Origin of the sequence: Variovorax sp. 679, assembly GCF_003952185.1 — a bacterium.
Lineage (GTDB): Bacteria > Pseudomonadota > Gammaproteobacteria > Burkholderiales > Burkholderiaceae_C > Variovorax.
Window position 1 is genome coordinate 34,796 of sequence record NZ_RXFS01000018.1, and the last position, 21,817, is coordinate 56,612.

A 21,817-nucleotide genomic window follows, 5' to 3' on the forward strand; every position below is an offset into this window, starting at 1 on the left:
GGCTTCGCCGGGCCGCAGGTGTCGCCCCCGGCGAGGGGGTTGGCGCAGCGACACGAAGTGCGCGAAGCCTGGGGGAGTTTCACGGTAAATCGAGCCTGTATCCGACCCCGTAGATCGACCGGATCAGCTCCTGCCCACCGCTCGCCGCGTCGAGCTTGCGACGCAGGTTCTTGACGTGGCTGTCGACCACGCGATCGGTCACCGCGCGCTGGTCGGCGTGCACGAAGTCGAGCAGCTTGTCGCGCGACAGCACGCGGCCGCGCGCATCGGCCAGCGCCTTCAGCAGGCGGAACTCGACCGGCGTGAGATCCAGCGGCGCGCCCTGCCACGCGGCCTTGTAGGCCTGCGCATCGATCTGCAGCGGCGACACCTCGCGAGCCGCATAGCCGCTGCGCCGCAGCAGCGCCTTCACGCGCGCGACCACCTCGCGCGGGCTGAACGGGGTCTTGCAGATGTAGTCGTCCGCGCCGATCTCGAGCCCCATGAGCCGGTCGGCCTCCTCGACGCGCGCCGTGAGCATGATCACCGGCACCTCGCTGAACTGCCGCAGTTCGCGGCACACGCTCATGCCGTCCTGCCCGGGCAGCATGACGTCGAGCAGCACCAGGTCGGGCTGCCGGGCCTTCACGGAGGGCACCGCCTCCAGCCCGTTCGCGATCCATTGCGATGTGTAGCCCGATGCTTGCAGGTAGTCGGCGAGCAGCGCGGCCATGCGCGGTTCGTCCTCGACGATCAGGATGTGGGCCGCCGCCGGTGTGTCGTTCGTCGTTGCAGTCGTCATCTTCATGCCCTCGGCAGGCGGATCGCGATCCACATCCCGCCCAGCGGCGAAGCCTTGGCCTCGATGGTTCCGTCGTGCGCCTCCACGATGCTGCGGCAGATGGCCAGCCCGAGCCCCGCGCCGCCGCTGGCGCGGTTGCGCGAAGCCTCGCCGCGGAAGAAGCGCTCGAACAGGCGGGGCAGCAGTGCATCGTCGATGCCCGGGGCGGAGTCCATGAGATCGATCGCGATCATGTCGCCGTCCTCGCGAGCCTCGATACGCAGCGCGCCGCCCGCGTCGGTGTAGCGGCAGGTGTTGAGCACGAGGTTGCTGAAGAGCTGCTGCATGCGGCGCTCGTCGGCGAACACCACGAGCGGCTGCACCGGCAGCACCAGCTCCAGCCGCAGGCCGGCCGAGGCCAGCCGCTCACGGAATGCATCGAGGCTCGGCTCCAGCAGGTCGCGCACGTCGACGTCGGCCTTTCGGTAGGCGAGCGCGCCCACATCCGCCATCGACAGGTCGTAGAGGTCGGTCACCAGCTGGTTGAGCATTCCGACTTCGTGCTGCAGCGAGCGCACGGCCTGCGCGTCGAGGCGGCGCACGCCGTCCTCCATGGCCTCGAGTTCGCCGTGCAGCACGCCCAGCGGCGTGCGAAGTTCGTGCGACACATCGGCCATGAATTCGCGGCGCATCTGCTCGTTGCGCTGCAGCGTGTTGGCGAGCGAATTGAAGTCGCGCGCCAGCTGCCCCACCTCGTCGTGCGAGGCCACGGCCACGCGGCTCGCGTAGTCGCCCGCCGCCAGCCGGTGGGTGGCCGCCGCCACGCGCTTGACGGGCGCCAGCAGCACCCGCGCGATCCACCACGCGATGCCCGCGGCCAGCAGCACGCATAGGCTGCCGATGACCCAGCTCGCGCGCAGCTGGTTCTTCTGGAAGCGCTGGTCGCCGGCCTCGCTCACGCTCTGGAACGGCATCATGACGACCCAACCCACGGTCTTGCCGTCGACCACCACGGCGCGCTCGACGGCGCCCTTGCGCACGTCCCTGAAGCCGATGATCACCCGCCTGTCGACATCGAGCAGCGAGATGCGCAGCACGGCACCGGTCAGGTCGGACACCAGTGCAGGCGAACGTCCCGGCTCGAAGTGTTCGCCCGACGCGGAAGGCGCGGGCCGCATGATCTCGAACCAGGGGCGGGGGTTGTCGCGCAGGAAGTCCCAGCTGCCGTTCAGCCGGTAGGCCGCGGCGGCGTTCGGCACCACGGCGTCGAGCCGCTCCACGCCCTGTTCGTTGAGATAGCCGACGAAGCCGCGCTCGAAGTTCCAGCGCGAGGCAGCGCCCATGGCGACCACGGCCAGCACGGCGGTGGCCAGCACGGCGAGAAAGAGCTTGGTGGTGATGCTGATCTTCATCATGAAGGGCCACAAGATAAGCCAGATGAGGCCCGCGCGGTGCATCGCCGCCCCATGGCCGTGCACGCCGCGGGGACCTCCACATTCGCTCCACATTCCCTGAAGACCATGAGTTCCAACCTGATTGGAACTCCGAACATGATGTCTTCCCGCTTCAACCGCACCGGCCTCGCGTGCGCCCTGGCCATCGGCCTGCTGGGCGCTGTCGCGGGATGCTCCGGCTCTTCTTCCTCTTCTTCCTCTTCTTCCGCACCGCCCCAGGGCCTTCCCGCAGCGCAGGTCGGCGTGGTCACGGTACAGCCCGAGAACCAGCCCGTCACCACCGAACTCTCGGGGCGCACCCGCTCCCGCCTGAGCGCCGAGATCCGCCCGCAGGTGGGCGGCATCGTGCAGCAGCGCCTGTTCGAGGAGGGCGCGCTGGTGAAGGCCGGGCAGGTGCTCTACCAGCTCGACCCCGCCAGCTACAAGGCGGCCTACGCGAGCGCGCAGGCCAGCGTCGCGAAATCGGAAGCGACGGTCAACGCCGCGAAGGTCACGGCGCGCCGCAATGCGGAGCTCGCGAAGATCGAGGCCGTCAGCCAGCAGACCAGCGAAGACAGCCAGGCCACGCTGCAGCAGGCCGAGGCCGAGCTGGGCGTGGCCCGCGCCGCGCTCGACACGGCGCGCATCAACCTCGGCTTCACGCGCATCACGGCGCCCATCGCGGGGCGCATCGAAGCCTCCACGGTCACGCCGGGCGCGCTGGTCACGGCCAGCCAGACCACGGCGCTCACCACGGTGCAGCAGCTCGATCCGGTCTATGTCGACGTGACGCAATCGACCACCGAGCTGCTGCGGCTGCAGCGCGAGCTCGCGGCCGGCACGCTCAAGGGCAGCAGCGACAGGAGCGAAGCCTCGGTGAAGCTGCTGCTGGAGGACGGTACCGCCTACGCCCACGCCGGACGCCTGCAGTTCTCCAGCGTCACCGTGAGCGAAGGCACCGGCGCGGTCACGCTGCGCATCCTGGTGCCGAACCCCGAGCGCACGCTGCTGCCCGGCATGTACGTGCGCGCCGTGCTGGAAGAAGGCGTGGCCGAAGGGGCGCTGCTGGTGCCGCAGCAGGGCGTGACGCGCACGGCCAGCGGCGATGCGTCGGCGCTGGTGGTCACGGCCGACAACAAGGTCGAGAAGCGCTCGCTGAAGGTGTCGCGCGCGGTCGGCAACCGCTGGCAGGTCACCGAGGGCCTGAAGGCCGGCGAGCGCGTGATCGTCGAAGGCTCTCTCAAGGTGAAGGCGGGCGACACGGTGAAGGCCGTGGCGGCTTCCGATGCCACCACGGTGGCCGGCGCCGAAACCGCCGCCACCGCGCGCTGAGGAGCCACCGCACATGGCACGCTTCTTCATAGACCGGCCCATCTTCGCGTGGGTCATCGCCATCGTCATCATGCTGGCCGGCGCGTTGTCGATCAGCACGCTGCCGCTGGAGCAGTACCCCGACATCGCGCCCACCAAGGTGAGCATCAACGCGACCTACACAGGCGCGTCGGCCAAGACCATCGAGGACTCGGTCACGCAGGTGATCGAGCAGAAGATGAAGGGCCTCGACCGGCTGGTCTCGATGTCGTCGAGCAGCACCTCGTCGGGCACCGCGCGCATCGAGCTGACCTTCGAGGCCGGCACCAACGCCGACGTGGCGCAGATGCAGGTGCAGAACAAGCTGCAGCAGGCCGAGTCGCAGCTGCCGCAGTCGGTGCAGAACCAGGGCGTGACGGTCACCAAGTCGGGCACCGACTTCCTGATGATCGTCTCGCTGATCTCGCAGGACGGCAGCGCCTCGGCCACCGACATCGGCGACTACATCTCCAGCAGCCTGCTCGACGTGGTCAGCCGCATCGACGGCGTGGGCGACGTGCAGACGCTGGGCTCGGGCTACGCCATGCGCATCTGGCTCGACCCGGCGAAGCTGCAGAAGTATTCGCTGATGCCCTCGGACGTGACCACCGCGCTCACCAGCCAGAACACCGAGGTCTCGGCCGGCCAGCTCGGCGCATTGCCGGCGGCAACCGGCCAGCGGCTCACCGCGACCATCACCGCGCGCAGCAAGCTGCGCACCGCCGACCAGTTCCGCGAGGTGATCGTGAAGTCCGACAGCAGCAGCGGCGCGATCGTGCGGCTGGGCGACGTCGCGCGCATCGAGCTCGGCAGCGAGAGCTACACCATCAGCTCGCGCTTCGACGGCAAGCCTGCGGCCGCCATGGGCGTGAAGCTGGCCACCGGCGCCAACGCGCTCACGGTGTCGAACGCGGTGAAGGCCAAGCTCGCGGAGCTGTCGCCCTTCTTCCCCAACCAGATGAAGGCGGTGGTCGGCTACGACACCACGCCCTTCGTGCGCATTTCCATCGAGGAAGTGGCCAAGACGCTGGCCGAGGCGATGGTGCTGGTCGTGCTGATCATGTATCTCTTCCTGCAGAACCTGCGCGCCACGCTGGTGCCCGCCATCGCGGTGCCGGTGGTGCTGCTGGGCACCTTCGGCGTGCTGGCGCTGCTGGGCTATTCGATCAACACGCTCACGATGTTCGGCATGGTGCTGGCCATCGGTCTGCTGGTGGACGACGCCATCGTGGTGGTGGAGAACGTCGAGCGACTCATGACCGAGGAAGGGCTCTCGCCCAAGGAGGCCACGCGCAAGTCGATGGGCGAGATCACCGGTGCGCTGGTGGGCATTGCGCTGGTGCTGTCGGCGGTGTTCATTCCGATGGCCTTCTTCGGCGGCTCGACGGGCGTGATCTACCGCCAGTTCTCGGTGACCATCGTCGCGGCCATGCTGCTGTCGGTGCTAGTTGCGCTCACGCTCTCGCCGGCGCTGTGCGCCACGCTGCTCAAGCCCGTGCAGGCCGGCCACCACGAAGAGAAACGCGGCTTCTTCGGCTGGTTCAATCGCAACTTCGAGCGCAACGCCGATCGTTACCGCTCTGGCGTCGGCGGCCTGCTGCGGCGCGGCAAGCGCAGCCTGCTGGTGTACGCGCTGCTGGTGGGCGTGCTGGGCGTGACCTTCATGCGCCTGCCCACGTCGTTCCTGCCCGACGAAGACCAGGGCACGCTGATGGCGCAAGTGAAGCTGCCCGCCAGCGCCACCGACGAGCAGCTGCAGCAGACCATGAAGAGCTTCGAGCAGTACCTCTCCTCGCAGAAGGAGGTCAGCCACTTCATCACGCTGACCGGCCTGAGCGGCGACCAGGCCACGGGCAACGCCTTCATCACGTTGAAGGACTGGAGCGAGCGCGGCGGCAAGGCGCAGGATGCCGCGTCGCTCTCGCGCCGCTTCACCATGGACATGGCCGCGCGCACCAGCAACGCCAACGTGTTCGTGATGCTGCCGCCGGCCGTGCGCGGCCTGGGCTCCAACGCCGGCTTCGACGTGCAGCTGCAGGACCTGGGCGGCATCGGCCACGAGGCGCTGGTGCAGGCGCGCGAGCAATTCCTGGCGCTGGCCCGGAAGGACCCGGCTCTGAGCCAGGTGCGCAGCAACAACCTGGACGACACGCCGCAGTTCGCCATCGACATCGACGACCGCAAGGCCGCGGCGCTGAACCTCTCGACCTCGGACATCAACGACACGCTCTCGAGCGCGATGGGCGGCAGCTACGTGAACGACTTCATCAACAATGGCCGCGTGAAGAAGGTCTACGTGCAGGCCGACGCGCCCTTCCGCATGCAGCCAGACAGCGTCGACAGCTGGCATGTGCGCAACGGCAGCAGCGAGATGGTGCCGTTCTCGGCCTTCGCCAGCAGCCGCTGGACCTACGGCTCGCCGCAGCTGTCGCGCTACAACGGCATGTCGTCCTTCGAGCTGATCGGCGATCCGGCCGCGGGCGTGAGCTCGGGCACGGCGATGGATGCGGTGGAACGCATCATGAAGCAGCTGCCGCAGGGCATCGGCTACGAGTGGGCGGGCAGCTCCTACCAGGAGCGGCTTTCGGGCTCGCAGGCGCCGCTGCTGTACGCAGTGTCGATCCTGTTCGTGTTCCTGTGCCTGGCTGCCCTGTACGAGAGCTGGTCGGTGCCGTTCTCGGTGATGCTGGTGGTGCCGCTGGGCGTGCTGGGCGCGGTGCTGGCGACGAAGCTGGCGGGGCTGTCGAACGACGTGTACTTCCAGGTCGGGCTGCTGGCCACGGTGGGGCTGTCGGCGAAGAACGCGATCCTGATCGTGGAGTTCGCCAAGCAGCTGCAGGACGAAGGCATGGCGCTGGTCGAGGCCACGCTGCAGGCGGTGCGCCTGCGGCTGCGGCCCATCCTGATGACTTCGCTGGCCTTCATGTTCGGCGTGCTGCCACTGGCGCTGAGCACCGGCGCGGGCTCGGGCAGCCGCCGCGCCATCGGCGTGGGCGTGCTGGGCGGCATCGCCACGGCAACCGCGCTGGGCATCTTCTTCGTGCCGCTGTTCTTCGTCGTGATCCGGCGCTTCTTCGCGCAAAGGAAGAAACCCGAAGCGCCCGCTTCCACGCAAACCGCGTTGCCTGAGGCATGAAAGCCATGACATCCGTTCATTTCCGACTCTGTTCCCTTGCCGTCGCCGCGATGCTGGCCGGCTGCGTCAACCTCGCGCCCGTGTACTCGCGGCCCGAGGCGCCGATCCCCTCGAAGTGGACTGCCGCTGCGGACGGCACGGTTCCCGCCACCACCGGCTGGCAGAGCTTCATCACCGACGACCGGCTGCGCCGCACCATCGCACTCGCGCTGGCCAACAACCGCGACTTGCGCGTGGCGGTGCAGAACATCGAGAAGGCGCGCGCGCAGTACGGCGTGCAGCGCGCCGAGCTGTTCCCCAGCGTCTCGGCCACCGCCGGCGGCACGCGCCAGCGCACCTCGGCGGCGACGAGCAGCAGCGGCGAATCGTCCATCGGCAACACCTACACCGCCTCGCTGGGTTTCAGCAGCTACGAGCTCGACCTGTTCGGCCGTGTGCGCAACCTCAACGAGGCCGCGTTGCAAAGCTACCTGTCGACCGAGGCCACGACCCGCAGCACGCAGATCAGCCTGGTGGCGGAGGTCGCATCGGCCTGGCTCACGCTGGCCGCCGACAACGAGCGGCTGAAGCTGGCGCAGGACACGCTCGCGAGCCAGCAGCGCTCCTACGAGCTGACCGGCCGCATGAAGGCGCTGGGTGCCAGCTCGGCGCTGACGCTCGCCCAGGCGCAGACCACGGTGGATTCGGCGCGCGTGGACGTTGCCAGCTACACCGCGCAGGTGGCGCAGGACCGCAACGCGCTCGACCTGCTGGCCGGCGCCACCGTGCCGGACGAGCTGCTGCCGGCCACCGGCATGGCCACCGCCAGTGCGCTGGTCGAGGTGCCCGCCGGCCTGCCATCGACGCTGCTGCAGCAGCGCCCCGACGTGCTGGCAGCGGAACACACGCTGCAGGGCTCGAACGCCGATATCGGCGCGGCGCGCGCGGCCTTCTTCCCGACCATCTCGCTGACCGCGAGCTCGGGCTCGTCGAGCACGGCACTGTCGGGCCTGTTCAAGGGCGGCAACGGCACATGGAGCTTCGCGCCCTCGATCAGCCTGCCGATCTTCAATGCCGGCAGCAACCGCGCCAGCCTCGATTCGGCCAAGGCGCAGCGCGAGATCGACCTCGCCACCTACGAGAAGACGGTGCAGACGGCGTTCAAGGAAGTGGCCGACGCGCTGGCCGTGCGCGGCTCGCTGGGCGAGCAGCTCGCTGCGCAGCAGTCGCTGGTCGATGCCACGCAGAAGAGCTTCACGCTGTCGGAGGCGCTCTATCGCAACGGCAGCTACAGCTATCTCGAAGTGCTGGACGCGCAGCGCTCGCTGTACACGGCGCAGCAGACGCTGATCACGCTGCGCCTCTCGGAGCAGGGCAACCGCATCACGCTCTACAAGGTGATGGGCGGGGGTGGCACGACGCAGCCGGCCTCGGCCGGCTGAAGCGGCTCAACCGCGCGTGGCGTTCTCTTTCATCTTCGCCAGCGCGATCGCGATGGCCGCGCCGCCCAGCGTCTTGATCAACCCCGAGTGCTGCGCGTAGAACTGGCTGACCTCGTCGATCACGCCCGCGTGCTGCTCTTCTGCATGCGCGGCGATCTCGGTCACCTGCGCGGGCGAGAGCTGCGAAGCCTGGTCGGGCGTGATCTGCGTCTGCCCCGGCTGGAGCATGCGTCCGAGCACGCCGCCGGCCAGCGCGGAAGCGGCGGCCGGGCCCAGCGTGGCCAGGATCTGGTTGAGCACGCCGGCCTGCTGCGCCGGCGAAGACTGGCCGAACAGCTTGCCGACCGTGTCGCCGAAAGCCGGCGTCTGGTCCGAGCGCATGGCCGCGGCAAGCCCCGCGCCCAGCTCGCCGGGAGAGGCGTGCTGCGCGACCTGGTCGAGATGGGCTTCGGCATTGTTGTTGCCGATGGCCTGCTGGAGGATGTCGAGTAAACCCATGATGGCGAGCTCCTTGATGATCTGGTCGGATTGCTTCAGCGGGTCACGAGATGCCAGACCCCGAGCAGCACCGCCGCGCCGACCACCGAGGCGATGAAGCCGGCGCCCGCGCCCGCGGCGTACCAACCCAGGGCCTGCCCGGCATAGGTCGCGACCAGCGAGCCGGCAATGCCGAGCACCGCGGTGAGGATGAACCCCATCGAGTTGTTGCCTGGCAGCACGGCGCGCGCCAGAAGCCCGGCGATGAAGCCGATCAGAATCGTCCAGATGATGTGCACGGAAACCCCCTGTTGTTGAACAAACGCCGCCGCCGCATCGCGACGGCGCGCAGGGATCGTGGACCCGGCTTCCTGAGCGGCAACTGACGCGGCGGCGCACCGTCCTGCACCGGCACGGCGTCACCTAGGCGCTGGCCTTGCGCGGCGGGTCCGCTATCCTGCCGGCTGGCCAAGACGAAGCCAGTACCCCAAGGACCGTCCTCTCATGCACTCCGCTGTTCAAGCCTCCATGGAACGCAGCTTCGGCGCCATTGCCGATCTGGTCCGCCTCCACGCACTGCACACACCCGATCACGCCGCGCTCGCGGATGCCTCCCGCACGCTGGACTACCGCGCGCTCGATGCGCTGATGGACCGCATCGCGGCCAGCCTGCAGCGCGACGGGCTCAAGGCGGGCGACGCCATCGCCATCTGCGCCTCGTCGTCGGTGAACTACGCGGCGGTGTTCCTGGGCGCGCTGCGCGCGGGCGTCGCGGTGGCCCCGCTGGCACCCGGCTCCACGCCCGCCAGCCTGGCCCGCATGATCGAGGATGCCGATGCGCGCATCCTGTTCAGCGATGCATCGGCCGCCGAGGTGATCGGGCCCGCGAAGGAAGGCGGCATCCCGCGCGTGGCGCTCGACGGCTCGCAGGTCGGCCGCGACATCGAAGGCTGGCTGGCGCCGGCCGGCGCGCAGCCCGAGGCCGTCGAGGTACAGCCGGGCTGGGCATTCAACATCATCTATTCGTCGGGCACCACCGGCGAGCCCAAGGGCATCGTGCAGGGCCACGGCATGCGCTGGGCCCATGTGCAGCGCGGCGCCAGGTACGAATACGGCCCCGAGACCGTCACGCTGCTGTCGACGCCGCTGTACTCCAACACCACGCTGGTGGTGTTCTTCCCCACGCTGGCCTTCGGCGGCTGCGTGGTGCTGATGCCCAAGTTCGACGCGCTGGGCTACCTGCAGCTGGCGCAGCAGCGCCGCGTGACCCACACCATGCTCGTGCCGGTGCAGTACCAGCGGCTCATGGCGCATCCGCGCTTCGACGAGCACGACCTGTCTTCGTACAGGCACAAGTTCAGCACCAGCGCGCCCTTCAACGCCGCGCTGAAGGCCGACGTGCTCAAGCGCTGGCCCGGCGGGCTGGTCGAGTTCTACGGCATGACCGAGGGCGGCGGCACCTGCATCCTCGAAGCGCACCTGAACCCGACCAAGCTGCACACGGTGGGCCGGCCCGCCGAGGGCAGCGACATCCGCCTGATCGACGAGGAAGGCAACGAGCTGCCGCGCGACAACACCGAAGCGGCCGGCGAGGTGGTTGGCCACTCGGCCGGCATGATGACCGGCTACCACCGCCAGCCCGCGAAGACGCGCGAGGCCGAATGGTTCGACGCCACCGGCAAGCGCTTCATCCGCACCGGCGACGTGGGCCGCTTCGACGCAGACGGCTTCCTCACGCTGTTCGACCGCAAGAAGGACATGATCATCAGCGGCGGCTTCAACATCTACCCGAGCGACCTCGAGGCCGTGCTGCGTGGCCACGCCGCCGTGGCCGACGTGGCGGTGGTCGGCGTGCCGTCGGAGCAATGGGGCGAGACGCCGGTGGCCTTCGTGGTGCGCCGCGAGGGCGATGCCACCGGCGAAGACGAGCTGCTGCAGTGGGCCAACGCCCAGCTCGGCAAGACGCAGCGCCTGGCGCGGCTCGCCTTCATCGACGAGCTGCCGCGCAGCGCGATCGGCAAGGTACTCAAGCGCGAGTTGCGTGAACTCGTCGGCCGCTGATACCGCCGGGGCGGCGACGGCGCCCGACCACGGCGGCGGCGGCAACGGCCTGCTGTGGGTGTTGGTTGCGGTGGCGGTGCTGTTCGCGTTCCTGCGCCCGCGCGCGCCGATGGACTGGCTGCGGCTGGTCGACTGGCAGACGGTGGGCGCGCTCACGGGGCTGCTGGCCATCACGCAGGGCGTGGAGCGCAGCGGCATGCTGCAGTCCGCCGCGCAGCGCCTGCTAGCGCGCACCCACAACCAGCGCAGCCTGGCGATGCTGCTGACGGCCAGCGCGGCATTTCTCTCGGCGCTGGTCACCAACGACGTGAGCCTCTTCCTGCTGGTGCCACTCACGCGCGTGCTCGCCACGCAGGCGCACCTGCCGCTGGCGCGGCTGGTGGTGCTGCAGGCGCTGGCGGTGAACGCGGGCTCGGCGCTCACGCCCATCGGCAATCCGCAGAACCTGTACCTGTGGCACCGCTCGGGCGAGGGCTTCGTCGCCTTCATGGGGATGATGGGGCCGACGGTGGCGGTGATGCTGTTCTGGCTCTTCGTCGCGGTGTGGCTGCTGGTGCCGCGCACGCCCATCGAGCTGAAGCCCGAGGCCGAGGCGGCGCCGGTGCAGCCGCGCATGCTGGCACTGTCGGGCGTGCTGTTCGTCGGCTTCGTGGTCGCGCTGGACCGGCACTGGCTGCTGGCGGGGCTGGGCGTGGTGTTCGGCGTGTTCCTGGTGACGTACCCGCGCGTGCTGCGGGGCATCGACTGGGCGCTGCTCGCGATCATCGCGCTGATGTTCGTGGACCTGCGGCAGCTGGCGGAGCTGCCCGTGGTCGTCGCCCTGCTCGGCCACTGGCCGATCACCGAAGGCTGGCGCGCCTACCTCGCGGCCATCGTCACCTCGCAGTTCATCAGCAACGTGCCGGCCGCCATCCTGCTGGACGGCCACGTGCGCGACCTGCCGGCGCTGGCGGCCGGGGTGAGCGTGGGCGGCTTCGGCTGCGTGCTGGGCTCGCTGGCCAACCTGATCGCGCTGCGGCTCGCAAAGCTGCCGAACGGGCTGCGGGAGTTCCATCGCATCAGCATTCCGTTCCTGCTCGTGTGCGCGGCCTCGGCGCTGCTGCTGCGGCTGGGGTGACAGCAGCGGGGCTGCGGGCAGACAATCGACCTCTCCCTTCCCAGCCTCTTCCCATGCACACGCCCGTCACGCACACCCTGGCCCTGCGCGACTACGGCCACTCGCACGGCAGCCACGCGCACGACCATTTCCAGGTGCTGATCGGCCTCGACGGCGTGCTCGAGATCGAGGTGGAAGGCCGGGGCGCCGGCATTGCCGCCGGCGAGGCGCAGGTGGTCGCGCCGGGCGACCGGCACGATTTCAGCGCGCGCAGGCATGGCGCCGTGTGCCTGGTGCTCGACACCACGCAGCCTGCATGGGCCCGCTGCGCCGAGCGCGCGCCACCCGATTCGCCGCAGCTGCACACGCTCGCGCGCTACCTGGCGCAATGCATGAAGCAGCCGCAGGCTTCGGCCCTTGCCCTGCAGCACGGTCCCGCGCTGCTGCTGGAGGCCTGGAGCCCCGCGCCGGCGTCGCCATCCGATTCGCGCCGCCGCCGTATCGACTGGCCCCTGCTCGCCGACTGGGCACGGGCCCGCTGGCACGAGCCTTTGAGCGTGGCCGACCTGGCCGATGTCGCCTGCCTGAGCCCGAGCCAGTTCGCGCAGCGCTGCCGCGACGAACAGGGCGTGAGCGCGATGCACTGGCTGCGCTCGCTGCGGCTGGCGCATGCACGCGAACTGCGGCTGGGCGGCATGAGCGTGGCGGAGACGGCCCGGCGCACGGGCTACCGCTCGCCATCGGCGCTCACGGCGGCCCTGCGGCGCTGAGGCTTCTTTCGGTTCGAGGACCGTCGTTCCGCGACGACGGACCGTCATTGCGCGACGGCCGCATCGCGTAGCCTCGCCGTCCATGCCATCGACCGCCTACGCCCTGATCGCCATCGCGCTGTGGACCACGCTCGCCTCGCTGGGCACTGCCCTGTCCCACCTGCCGCCCTTCCTGCTGACCGGACTGGCGCTCATCATCGGCAGCGTGCCGAGCTGGCCGCTGGTGCTGCGAGACCGTGCCGCCTGGAAGGTGCCGCCGCGCACGCTGGCGCTGGGCATCTACGGGCTCTTCGGCTATCACTTCCTGCTGTTCATCGCGCTGCGCTACGCACCACCGGTCGAGGCCAACCTGGTCAACTACCTCTGGCCACTGCTGATGGTGGTGCTGGCGCCGGTGCTGCTGCCGGGCGTGTCGCTGCGGCCGCTGCACCTGGTGGCGGGGCTGCTGGGCTTCGCGGGCGCGGCGGCGGCGATCCTCGGGGCGGGCGGCGGCACGATGTCCTTCGACGGTTATCGAGGCTTCCTGCCGGCGCTGGCCTCGGCTTTCGTGTGGGCGAGCTATTCGCTGTGGACGAAGCGCGTGCCGGCCTTCCCGACCTCGGCGATCGGCCTGTTCGGGCTGGTCTCGGGCGCGCTCTCGCTCGTCTGCCACGCGGTGCTGGAGCCCTCGGTGGCGCTGTCGGGCCGCGACTGGCTGCTGCTGGTGCTCTGCGGCCTCGGCCCGCTGGGCGCGGCCTTCTTCGTGTGGGACATGGCGCTCAAGCGCGGCGACGCGCGGCAGATCGGCATCCTGAGCTACCTCACGCCGCTGGGCTCGACGGCGCTGCTGCTGCTCGTGACCGGGCGGCCGCTGACCTGGACCATCGTGCTCGCGGCCTGGCTCATCATCTCGGCGGCGGTCATGGGCACCCGCGCGCGCTGAATCAGGCTGTATCCGAAGCGGCGGCTTCATTTTTTGTGGCTAGAGTGGAGGCTCAGGAAAAAAGGAGCCAACCCACATGGACGACAAGAACAGGGATTTCGAGATCACGCCCAAGCTGGTGTTCGACCTGAACCTGGCGCTGTACCTCGACCTGGTGGCCGCGCTGGAGGGCGCGGGCGCCGTCACCTACCGCCAGATGGCGGCCCGGGTGCTCAACATCAGCATGGATGCCCGCGGCGACGGCGAAAACGGCCTGTCGACGGTGCTCGAAGGCATCGCCCGGGGCTTCGCGGGCCATGGCGACGGCCTGTCGATCGAGCTGCTGAAGGCCGCGCGCAGCCTGCGCGAGGACGACGCGCTGGGCGACATCCCGCTGCGGCCCGACCTGGGCTGAACGCCGGCTACTTGTTACTTGTAGTCGAGGGTGAAGGTGGCGGTGCCGTCCGCGCGCCCCGGCGTCACCTTGTCGGCGGTCTGGTAGTAGCGCGCGGTGTAGGGCAGCACATAGTCGCCGTCCTTCGACGGCCCGACCAGCGCCTCGTCGCCGAACTTGACCGGCAGGCTCTGGTTGTCCACCACCTGGATGCCCACGCCGGTCGCGGTGCCCGTGCCGCCCTGGGTGATCTTCAGCACCCCTTGCACGTTCGACGGGTCCGGCGTGGCGTCCATGCGCAGGTAGACGGTGTTCTGCGCGTTCTGCCCGGCCTTGCAGTTGAGCTTGATGTTGAACTTGCGATCGCCCGCGGTCGTGTCCTTGCCCTTGAAGCTGCTCTGGGGCACCTTGCCGAAATCCACCGTGATGTTGCGCGAGCCCAGGTCCACCGAGCACGAGGGCGTGATGATGGTGATGCCCTCGCCCAGCAGGTTCGTCGTGAGCACCGACTTGCTGTCCGCCACGCTGTAGTACTGCGTGTAGGTGCCCTGGGCCAGCGGGCCGTTGCCCGTCACGGCCGCGATCTTGAAAAGCTCCACCTGGAAGCGGGAAGCCTCGTTGAAGTCGCCGAAATCCGTAGTGGTCGAGCGATCGTGCGGGTAGTAGTTGACCGCGGTCTGGTCGAAGTAGCGCGACAGCCGGATGCCGACGCCGGGCACGTTGGTGGTGTACACGTGGTCGTAGCCCGCCACGGGGGAGCCCTGCAGCATGACGCCCTTGACGTTGCCGCCGCCCGAGCAGGTCCACGGCTTGTTGGTGGTGCCCGTCAGCGGCAGCGGGAAGAGCTGGCTCTTGAACATGGTGCCGACGGCGGCATCGTTCGGGATGATGACCCGGCCCATCGCCATGTTGACGGTCTTCTCGATGTAGCCCGGCGTCACGTAGCAGGCGGCGCGCGCGGCCTGCGCGCCGAGCAGCAGCGCGAGGGCCCCGAGAGCCGGAAAGGCGAGGCGCGCGAACTTCAGCGCTCCGGATGCATGGCTGCGGCTCATTCCGCTCCCTTCGGTTGCACGGCGTCCGGCCCGATGGCGGCGCACTGGCCGTTCAGCTCGCGGATCGGCGGCGGGTTCTTTTCGTCGGGCAGGCTGTAGGGCACGACGCACTGGTCGGCCGGGCCCTGGCCCCATCGCACGGTCAGCCGCCCGCTGTTGCCCGCACCGGTCACGAAGGCCTGGCCCTCGGGGCCGACGATGCCGACCTCCTGGCCCGCCTCGTTCTCGATCTTCGAGCCCAGCGGCAGCACGCGGCCCTTGCGGTCGGTGAGCACCATCAGCAGGCGGAAGCCCACCGAGGTCTCGAACCTGGCGACCACCACGGCGCCGCGCGTGGGCACCACCTCGGTCGCGGCGTTCTTCACTTCCACCGTGTCGCCGAGGTCCCCGGTGCGGATCGCCACGCGGTTGAGCCGGTACGGCGTCATGTTGGGAATGACCGCGTTGCCGGCCCAGTCGGTCGCCACGCCGGGCCGGGACTCGAAGCCCACGCCCTGCGCCTTCGGCGCCTGCACCAGCACAACGGTTTCGCCCAGCGGCTGCGACGCCGTGACGCCGCCGCCATGGAACAGCAGCCCGCCGGCGACGCCGACGGTGCTCTGGCCGTAGCCGCGGCCCTGCGAGTAGCCGAGGTCCAGCCGGCCGACGGACGACAGGTAGCTCGCGCTCGCGCTGGCGCCGCTGCCTGCGCCCTGGTTCGCATTGCTGGCGGTGACGTTGTAGGTCAGGCGGCTGTCGTCGAAGGCCGAGCCGTAGACGCTGGCCTGCTGGTTGAGGCGGCCGGTGCTGTCGCGGTTGACGGCGTACTGCGCGCTGGCGCGGGTGTCGCCCAGCGGGATGCTCAGCGTGAACATCAGCTGGCGCACCGGTGCCCGGTTCAGGCTGGTGGTGTAGTTGTAGTAGACGCTGTAGCCGAACTGCCTGTAGTTGCCCGAGTAGCCGACCTGCACCAGCCTCTCTTTCGCGCTGGTGCCCCAGTAGCTCTGCTGGCGGGCCGACGCGAACACGCTGCCCCAGTCCTTGATCTGCTGCGAGACCTCGAAGCGGATCTCGTTGCGGCGGCTGTTGAAGGACTCGAAGGGCAGCAGGTCCTGCATCTGCACCGCTTCCTGGAAGGTGCGGAAGCCGCTGGTCGAGTAGCGGTAGCCCGCCACGCGGAAGTTGGTGCCCGACGAGAGGATGGCCTTCGAGTAGAGGAAGCGCAGCGACTGCCCGTTGAAGATCCTCTCGCCATTGACCGGGGTCCGGTCGGTGGTGCGCGCGGCCGAGAGGTCGACCGACACCGCGCCGAAGTCCTTCATGTTCTTGCCCAAGCCCACCAGCACCGACTGGTAGATGTTGGCCGCCAGCAGGCCGCCGTAGAGCGTGAACTCGTTGCCCAGGCCGCGTGCCAGCGTCGCCTGCACGAAGGTGGGCTGCGTCAGCGTGGGACGACTTCCGGCGGTCGTGGTGCCGAAGTAGTTGTTGCGGTACTTGCCCACGGTGGCCGAGTAGCGCCAGGTGCCTTCGCGCAGCAGCGTCGGCACTGCGGAGAAGGCCTGGGTGTACTTGATCTCGCGGCCGTCGGCCTCGGTGATGGTGACCTCGATGTCGCCGCTCGAGACGGTCGGGTAGAGGTCGTCGATCACGAACGGACCCGGCGCCACGAAGGTGCTGTAGATCACGTAGCCGTTCTGCCGGACCGTGACGCGCGCGTTGGTCTGCGCCACGCCGCGCACGGTGGGCGCATAGCCCTGCTGGCTGTCGGGCAGCATCGCGTCGTCGGAGGCCAGCTGCACGCCGCGGAAGGGCACGCTGTCGAAGAAGTTGCCGGGCGTGTTGCCGTCGCCGATCAGCAGGCTGCCCTTGATCGGGGCGATGTCGCGCTGCGCATAGGTGCTGATGCCCTGCCAGCGGCTCTGGCCATCGATGCCCCTGTTGTAGGTGGAGTAGTGGCGAAAGCGCCAGTCCTCGTAGTTGAAGCCGGCGCGCAGGCCCGCGAACAGCGTGTTGCGCTGCAGGGTCTTGTTCGTGTCGGCGAAGGGATTGCCGTCGAAGGCGCTCTGCGGCGTCGCGAACGGATTCACGTCGTTGCGGTACTTGTCGCCGCTGTAGCGCGCGAAGTTGAGCTGGTAGTCCAGCATGCCGGCGGTGATGCCCCTGCTCCATTTCTCGGGGCCGACCGCGCCGCGCGCCGAGCGCTTCAGCGCCGCCTGCGGGATGCTCACGAACAGGCGCTGCCTGCCGGCGTCGTAGCTGTACCTGGCTTCAGGACTGATGGCGGAAAGGTCGATGCAGGCGTCGTCGGGTGCATTCACCAGCGCGGCGAACACCGCCACGTTGACGCCCCAGTCGTCGAGCATGCCGCGCGTGATGCAGGGCTCGGCGTCGTTCCTGCCTTCCCTGTCGACGAAGCGGATCTCGGTCTGGCCGGTGCCGCGTTCGTTGAGCGACACGTCGACCATGTACTTGCCCGCGAGCACGCGGTTGCCGAACGAGAAGAGCGACAGGTCGGCGTGGGGCTGGTCGCCGCCGATGTTCAGGAATTCCTCGTTGAAGCTGGAGCCGGCCAGCTGCTGCGACTGCTGCTGCGCGTGGCCGGCCGCACCCAGCGCGCCCAGCATGGCCGCGCACAGGGTGAGCCGGAACGGGGCAGGCAGGCGGCAGCGCATGGCAATCGGCCCTGGCGTCTTCAGCGCTTGGCGCCGTCGGCGGGCGGCGGGGTGACCGTCTCGACCGTCACCGCCACGGGCTCGGCGCCCGCCGGCACCTGCACGCGCTCCTCGGGCGTCTCGCCGCCGTAGTCGTTGAGCGTGGTGTAGCCGACCTGCACCGCCTGCGGCGCCTTCACCGCGCCCAGCGGGTACGTCACTTCGCCGAACGGCGGCACCATGTCGGCGTTGATGAGCTGCTGGCCATTGTTGACGTTCAGCGCGGTGAAGGTCACGTGGTAGGCCGTGGGGTTGGCGATCTTCAGCACCGCGCCCTGCCCCTGCGCGCCGGCACTCACCGCCCACTTGAGCTGGCCGCGCGACTGGTCGGACTTGCCCTGCAGTCCCGAGGGCCGGTAGAACACCTTGATGCGGCTGCGCACCGCGATCTGGAGGACGTTCTCCTCCTTCGACTTCTCGGGGATCTCCTTGACGTTGAGCCAGAACACCGACTCGCGGTCCGCCGGCAGCTCGCCGGCCGTGCGCATGATGCGCAGGATGTTCTCCATGCCCGGATCGAGCCGCGACAGCGGCGGCGTGACGAGCAGCGGGGTCTTGTTCCTGCCTTCACCCGCATCGATCCAGCTCTGCACCACGTAGGGCGAGACGCCGGTGTTCTTCACCGGAATGGAGGCTTCGCGGTCCTTCTCGCCGAGGATCACGCGGGTGCCGCCGAGCATCACGCCCGCGCCGGCCGGCCACTGCAGGCCCAGCATCAGCAGGATGGCGAAAGCCCATCGGAAGCGGTTGTTGCTGCACATAAGAGAAGAAATCCTCGGTCCGGGTCGAACGCATGAAGGACGTGGAACACGCGAACCCGGCGCGACGGCGCGCATTGCGGCGCCATCGGAAAAATGCGGGAAGAAAGGGAATGCCGGCGCCTGCGGGGACGTGGAGTCCGGAGGCGGCGCCGGGCATTGGCGGCATCACCGGCCGGCCCGAAGCGGCGGGCGCTTCGGCGGGCCGTGGATGCCGCGGGACGGCGGCTGCTTACTTGTAGGCGACGGTGAACTGGGCCGTCGCGTTGGCCGGGCCCACCGTCACGGCGGTCTTGGTCGCGATGTAGGCAGCCTGGAACTTCAGCGAGTTGTCGCCCAGGCCCAGGACGTACTGGCCCGATTCCTGACCCAGGGGGATCTTGGTGCCGGCGGAGTCGCCGAGTTCGATCGCCACGCCCGAGGCGGCGCCCACGCCCACCTGGCCGGCATTGGCCAGGCGCAGCAGGGTGGCGTCGGTGTCGGCCGTGCCGGTGAACGTCACGGTCGCGCCCTTGGCGGTGGCGCCGCAGCCCAGCAGGTCGATGGTGAACTTGGCGGGGGTGGCCTTCTTGCCGACCACCGCGGTGCCGGCAGTGGCGCCGTCGAATGCCGTGCGCGAGACCTTGCCCAGCGGCACGGTCATGTTCTGGCTGTTGGGAGAAATCGAGCAGGGTGCGTCGACGATCTCACCGGTGAAATTGATGGTGCCGTCGGCGGCGAAGGCACCTTGCGACAGCAGGCCGACAGCGGCCAGCGCTGCGAACTTGGCGATTACAAACTTCTTCATTTCTTGCGTTCCCTGAGGATTGATGTGGCAGAACTGCGACCTGCTGATGCAAGGCAGGCGCGCAGTCTATGCAGTCGATGAAGCAAGAAGAAGGTGTGTTGTTGCTAGTTAACCGTGGTTGACATTGTTATCAGAACGTACGTGAAATTTACACGGAAGTTAACAAATCGACACTACATTTCGGCAACTTGCAACACCAGCTTGCCGAAGTTCTCGCCCGCGAAGAGCTTGTTGAGCGACTCGGGAAAGGTGTCCAGCCCCTTCACGATGTCTTCCTTGCTCTTCATGCGCCCTTCTTTCAGGTAACCGGCCATCTCGGCGATGGCGATGTGATAGCGGTCGGCGTAGTCGAACACCACGATGCCTTCCATGCGCGCGCGGTTCACCAGCAGGCTCAGGTAGTTCTTCGGACCGGCGGCCGGCATGCTGTTGGCGTTGTTGTACTGGCTGATGGCACCGCAGATGATGATGCGTGCCTTGCGCGCGAGCCGCGCCAGAACCATGTCGAGGATCTCGCCGCCGACGTTGTCGAAGTAGATGTCCACGCCCTTCGGACAATGGGTCTTCAGGCCCTCGCGCACCGCGGCGGCGCCGGCCTTGTAGTCGATGCAGGCGTCGAAGCCCAGCTCCTTCACCACCCAGTCGCACTTGGCTTGGCCGCCGGCGATGCCGACCACGCGGCAGCCCTTGATCTTGGCGAGCTGGCCCACCGTCTGGCCGACGGCGCCGGCCGCGCCGGAAACCACCACCGTCTCGCCGGGCTTGGGCATGCCCACGTCCATCAGGCCGAAGTAGCCGGTCATGCCGGGCATGCCCAGCACGTTGAGCCACTGGGTGATGGTGCCCACGCGCAGGTCGATCTTCACCAGGCCGTTGCGCTTGATCTGGTCCTCGGGGATCAGGATGTATTCCTGCACGCCCAGCGTGCCGTAGACGGTGTCGCCCACCGCGAACTGCGGATTCTTCGAGGCGATGACGCTGCCGACGCCGCCGGCGCGCATCACTTCGTCGATGCCCACGGGCGGGATGTAGCTCTTGGCGTCGTTGAGCCAGCCGCGCATGGCGGGGTCGAGCGACAGCGACAGCGTCTTGACGAGCACGCCGCCCTCGGCCGGCTCGCCGACGGGTTCGGTGGTGAACTTCCAGTTCTCGCGCGTGGCGGTGCCCTCGGGGCGCTTGGCGAGGCGAACCTGGTGGTTGGTGAGTGGGCTGCTCATGGAGTCTCCTTGACCTTGAATGACGGGCATGGCGGGCTCGGCGGGAGTGCCGGCGCCCGGGCGCATGCATCGTAGTCGCGGCCTCCGGCCGGGCTGGTAGCGCAGGTGACAGGCGCGGCCAGGGCCGGCTCGCGCCGGTGGGTCAGGTCAGCCTGACGACGATCTGCAGCCCCGGCTGCGCATTGCGCAAGGTCAGCTTGCCGCCGTGCGCCTCGGCGATCAGCCGGCACAGGTACATGCCGAGGCCGACGCCGCCGGTGGCACGCGCCCGGGCGCCGTCGGTGCGGTAGAAGGGCTCGGTCAGCCGCTCGAGCTGTTCCTCGTCCACGCCCGGACCGTGGTCGCGCACCTCGATCTCCACACCCTGGCTGCTAACGTCGAGCACCGCGCGCAGCGACACGCACGGCGGCCGGGGCGCGTCGGCGCTGTAGCGCAGCGCGTTGTCCAGCAGGTTGCGCACCAGCAGGCGGATGCGCATGCGGTCGACGGCATGCGCCGGCAGGCCCTCGGCCAGGTCGAGGTGCACATGCTGCGCGCCGGGCATCTCGGCAACGATCTCGCGGACCAGCGCCGCCAGGTCGACCGGCTCGCGCTGCAACGCCACATGCGGGCTCGCGAGGCGTTCGCTTTCGAGCAGGTCGCTGATGAGGTCGCGCATCTCGTTGAGGTCGCGCAGCAGCGCCTCGCGCTCGGCCTGGCCCTCGGGCGTGGCCGGCAGCAGCTCGGCGTTGAGGCGGGCGCGCGTGAGCGGCGAGCGCAGCTCGTGGCTCAGCGCCAGCAGCAGCCCGCGCTTGGCGTCGAGCATGGCCTGGATGTCCTCGGCCATGGTGTTGATGCGCTCCGCGAGGTCGCCGAGGTCGTCGTTACGGCGCACAGGAATGGGCTGCGTGAACTCGCCGCGGCCGAAGCGCTGCGCGCCCTCGCGGATGTCGATCAAGGGCCGCAGCAGGCGGCTCACGTAGGCGTACGCCAGCAGCACGCACGACAGCAGCAGGCCGAGCGTGGCCCAGCCGATCACGCGCGGCGCCAGCTGCCAGAGCTTGGGCGACCAGCCGAAGATCACGCGGTGGCCGTCGGCCGTGGGGCGAATGAACCACTTGTCGCCGCCGAACACGTCTTCGCGGTCGTGCATCCAGCCACCGGGGCTGTTCGCGCCGCCTGGATTGGAGTCCCAGTTGACCTTGGGTCCGACGATGCGGATGGTGATGGGCAGCCGCGCCACCAGCGCCTGCGCGCGCGAGACATCGGGCGGCGTGCCGATCTCGGCCACGAGGCGGTCGGCGTAGTCGGTCAGCATCGGCTTGGCGGCTTCGGCCCAGCCGGTGGAGAACGACTTCTTCATGCCGCCCATGAACACCGCCGCCATCACCAGCGCGAGCATCACGAACATCAGCACCAGCCGCACGCGCAGCGAGCGGCGCCAGCGGCGCTTGCCCTGCACCTTCTCGTTCCAGCGCGCGTGCCACTTGGCGTGCCAGTCGCCGCGCGTCATTTCGTCGCGGCACTCCTCGCCG

Annotated in this window: 18 protein-coding genes; 8 read left to right on the top strand and 10 right to left on the bottom strand. The window is 69.1% G+C overall.

What is annotated here, in order from left to right:
• Positions 1 to 79: 79 nt before the first annotated feature.
• Positions 80 to 781, bottom strand: coding sequence for a response regulator (locus tag EJO71_RS31685; protein WP_125952646.1), 702 nt, complete (start codon positions 779 to 781; stop codon positions 80 to 82).
• Between the two features lie 2 nt (positions 782 to 783).
• On the bottom strand, positions 784 to 2,175 hold the full coding sequence (gene baeS / locus EJO71_RS31690) for a sensor histidine kinase efflux regulator BaeS (RefSeq protein ID WP_206169066.1): 1,392 nt from the start codon (positions 2,173 to 2,175) through the stop codon (positions 784 to 786).
• A gap of 138 nt (positions 2,176 to 2,313) precedes the next feature.
• Here baeS and EJO71_RS31695 point away from each other — a divergent pair, with 138 nt between their 5' ends.
• Genes EJO71_RS31695 through EJO71_RS31705 form a run of 3 tightly spaced genes read left to right on the top strand, consistent with a single transcriptional unit; the run spans position 2,314 to position 8,100 of the window.
• Positions 2,314 to 3,525 carry an efflux RND transporter periplasmic adaptor subunit gene (locus EJO71_RS31695; RefSeq protein WP_164546957.1) on the top strand — a complete coding sequence of 404 codons (1,212 nt, stop codon included), beginning with the start codon at positions 2,314 to 2,316 and terminating at the stop codon, positions 3,523 to 3,525.
• Between the two features lie 13 nt (positions 3,526 to 3,538).
• Positions 3,539 to 6,679, top strand: a complete 3,141-nt coding sequence (locus EJO71_RS31700; protein WP_125952614.1) for an efflux RND transporter permease subunit — start codon at positions 3,539 to 3,541, stop codon at positions 6,677 to 6,679.
• Between the two features lie 5 nt (positions 6,680 to 6,684).
• A complete protein-coding gene (locus tag EJO71_RS31705; protein WP_125952615.1) occupies positions 6,685 to 8,100 on the top strand; it encodes an efflux transporter outer membrane subunit in 1,416 nt (471 codons plus the stop codon).
• A 6-nt stretch (positions 8,101 to 8,106) separates the two neighbouring features.
• Here the strand turns inward: EJO71_RS31705 and EJO71_RS31710 are convergent, their stop codons facing one another.
• Together EJO71_RS31710 and EJO71_RS31715 are read right to left on the bottom strand one after the other, a co-directional pair.
• Entirely contained in the window at positions 8,107 to 8,598 is a 492-nt protein-coding gene (locus tag EJO71_RS31710) for a hypothetical protein (protein WP_125952616.1), read from the bottom strand.
• Between the two features lie 35 nt (positions 8,599 to 8,633).
• On the bottom strand, positions 8,634 to 8,876 hold the full coding sequence (locus tag EJO71_RS31715) for a GlsB/YeaQ/YmgE family stress response membrane protein (RefSeq protein ID WP_125952617.1): 243 nt from the start codon (positions 8,874 to 8,876) through the stop codon (positions 8,634 to 8,636).
• Positions 8,877 to 9,105: 229 nt separating this feature from the next.
• Here EJO71_RS31715 and EJO71_RS31720 point away from each other — a divergent pair, with 229 nt between their 5' ends.
• From EJO71_RS31720 to EJO71_RS31740, 5 genes are all read left to right on the top strand, one after another.
• Positions 9,106 to 10,638: a class I adenylate-forming enzyme family protein gene (locus EJO71_RS31720; protein ID WP_125952648.1), complete on the top strand. Its 1,533-nt coding sequence runs from the start codon at positions 9,106 to 9,108 to the stop codon at positions 10,636 to 10,638.
• Positions 10,619 to 11,755, top strand: a complete 1,137-nt coding sequence (locus tag EJO71_RS31725) for an SLC13 family permease (RefSeq protein WP_125952618.1) — start codon at positions 10,619 to 10,621, stop codon at positions 11,753 to 11,755. The genes EJO71_RS31720 and EJO71_RS31725 overlap by 20 nt, the downstream gene beginning before the upstream one ends.
• Before the next feature lie 53 nt (positions 11,756 to 11,808).
• Complete coding sequence (locus EJO71_RS31730) at positions 11,809 to 12,504, top strand: AraC family transcriptional regulator (protein WP_125952619.1); 696 nt, start codon at positions 11,809 to 11,811, stop codon at positions 12,502 to 12,504.
• A gap of 82 nt (positions 12,505 to 12,586) precedes the next feature.
• On the top strand, positions 12,587 to 13,426 hold the full coding sequence (locus tag EJO71_RS31735) for a DMT family transporter (RefSeq protein WP_125952620.1): 840 nt from the start codon (positions 12,587 to 12,589) through the stop codon (positions 13,424 to 13,426).
• Positions 13,427 to 13,502: 76 nt separating this feature from the next.
• Positions 13,503 to 13,820: a hypothetical protein gene (locus EJO71_RS31740; RefSeq protein WP_125952621.1), complete on the top strand. Its 318-nt coding sequence runs from the start codon at positions 13,503 to 13,505 to the stop codon at positions 13,818 to 13,820.
• Positions 13,821 to 13,834: 14 nt separating this feature from the next.
• Here EJO71_RS31740 and EJO71_RS31745 read toward each other — a convergent pair whose 3' ends face one another.
• From EJO71_RS31745 to EJO71_RS31770, 6 genes are all read right to left on the bottom strand, one after another.
• Positions 13,835 to 14,851: a fimbrial protein gene (locus EJO71_RS31745; RefSeq protein ID WP_125952622.1), complete on the bottom strand. Its 1,017-nt coding sequence runs from the start codon at positions 14,849 to 14,851 to the stop codon at positions 13,835 to 13,837.
• On the bottom strand, positions 14,848 to 17,502 hold the full coding sequence (locus tag EJO71_RS31750) for a fimbria/pilus outer membrane usher protein (RefSeq protein ID WP_125952623.1): 2,655 nt from the start codon (positions 17,500 to 17,502) through the stop codon (positions 14,848 to 14,850). Before EJO71_RS31750 ends, EJO71_RS31745 begins: the two co-directional genes overlap by 4 nt.
• A 20-nt stretch (positions 17,503 to 17,522) precedes the next feature.
• Positions 17,523 to 18,302 (bottom strand): molecular chaperone, encoded by a 780-nt coding sequence (locus EJO71_RS31755; RefSeq protein ID WP_125952624.1) that lies wholly within the window; start codon positions 18,300 to 18,302, stop codon positions 17,523 to 17,525.
• A 229-nt stretch (positions 18,303 to 18,531) separates the two neighbouring features.
• Positions 18,532 to 19,086, bottom strand: coding sequence for a fimbrial protein (locus tag EJO71_RS31760; protein WP_125952625.1), 555 nt, complete (start codon positions 19,084 to 19,086; stop codon positions 18,532 to 18,534).
• Between the two features lie 173 nt (positions 19,087 to 19,259).
• The gene (locus EJO71_RS31765) at positions 19,260 to 20,303 is read right to left on the bottom strand and encodes an NADP-dependent oxidoreductase (RefSeq protein WP_125952626.1); all 1,044 of its coding nucleotides are present in this window, start codon (positions 20,301 to 20,303) and stop codon (positions 19,260 to 19,262) included.
• 142 nt (positions 20,304 to 20,445) lie between these two features.
• Positions 20,446 to 21,795, bottom strand: coding sequence for a HAMP domain-containing sensor histidine kinase (locus EJO71_RS31770; protein ID WP_240651862.1), 1,350 nt, complete (start codon positions 21,793 to 21,795; stop codon positions 20,446 to 20,448).
• Between the last annotated feature and the right edge of the window lie 22 nt (positions 21,796 to 21,817).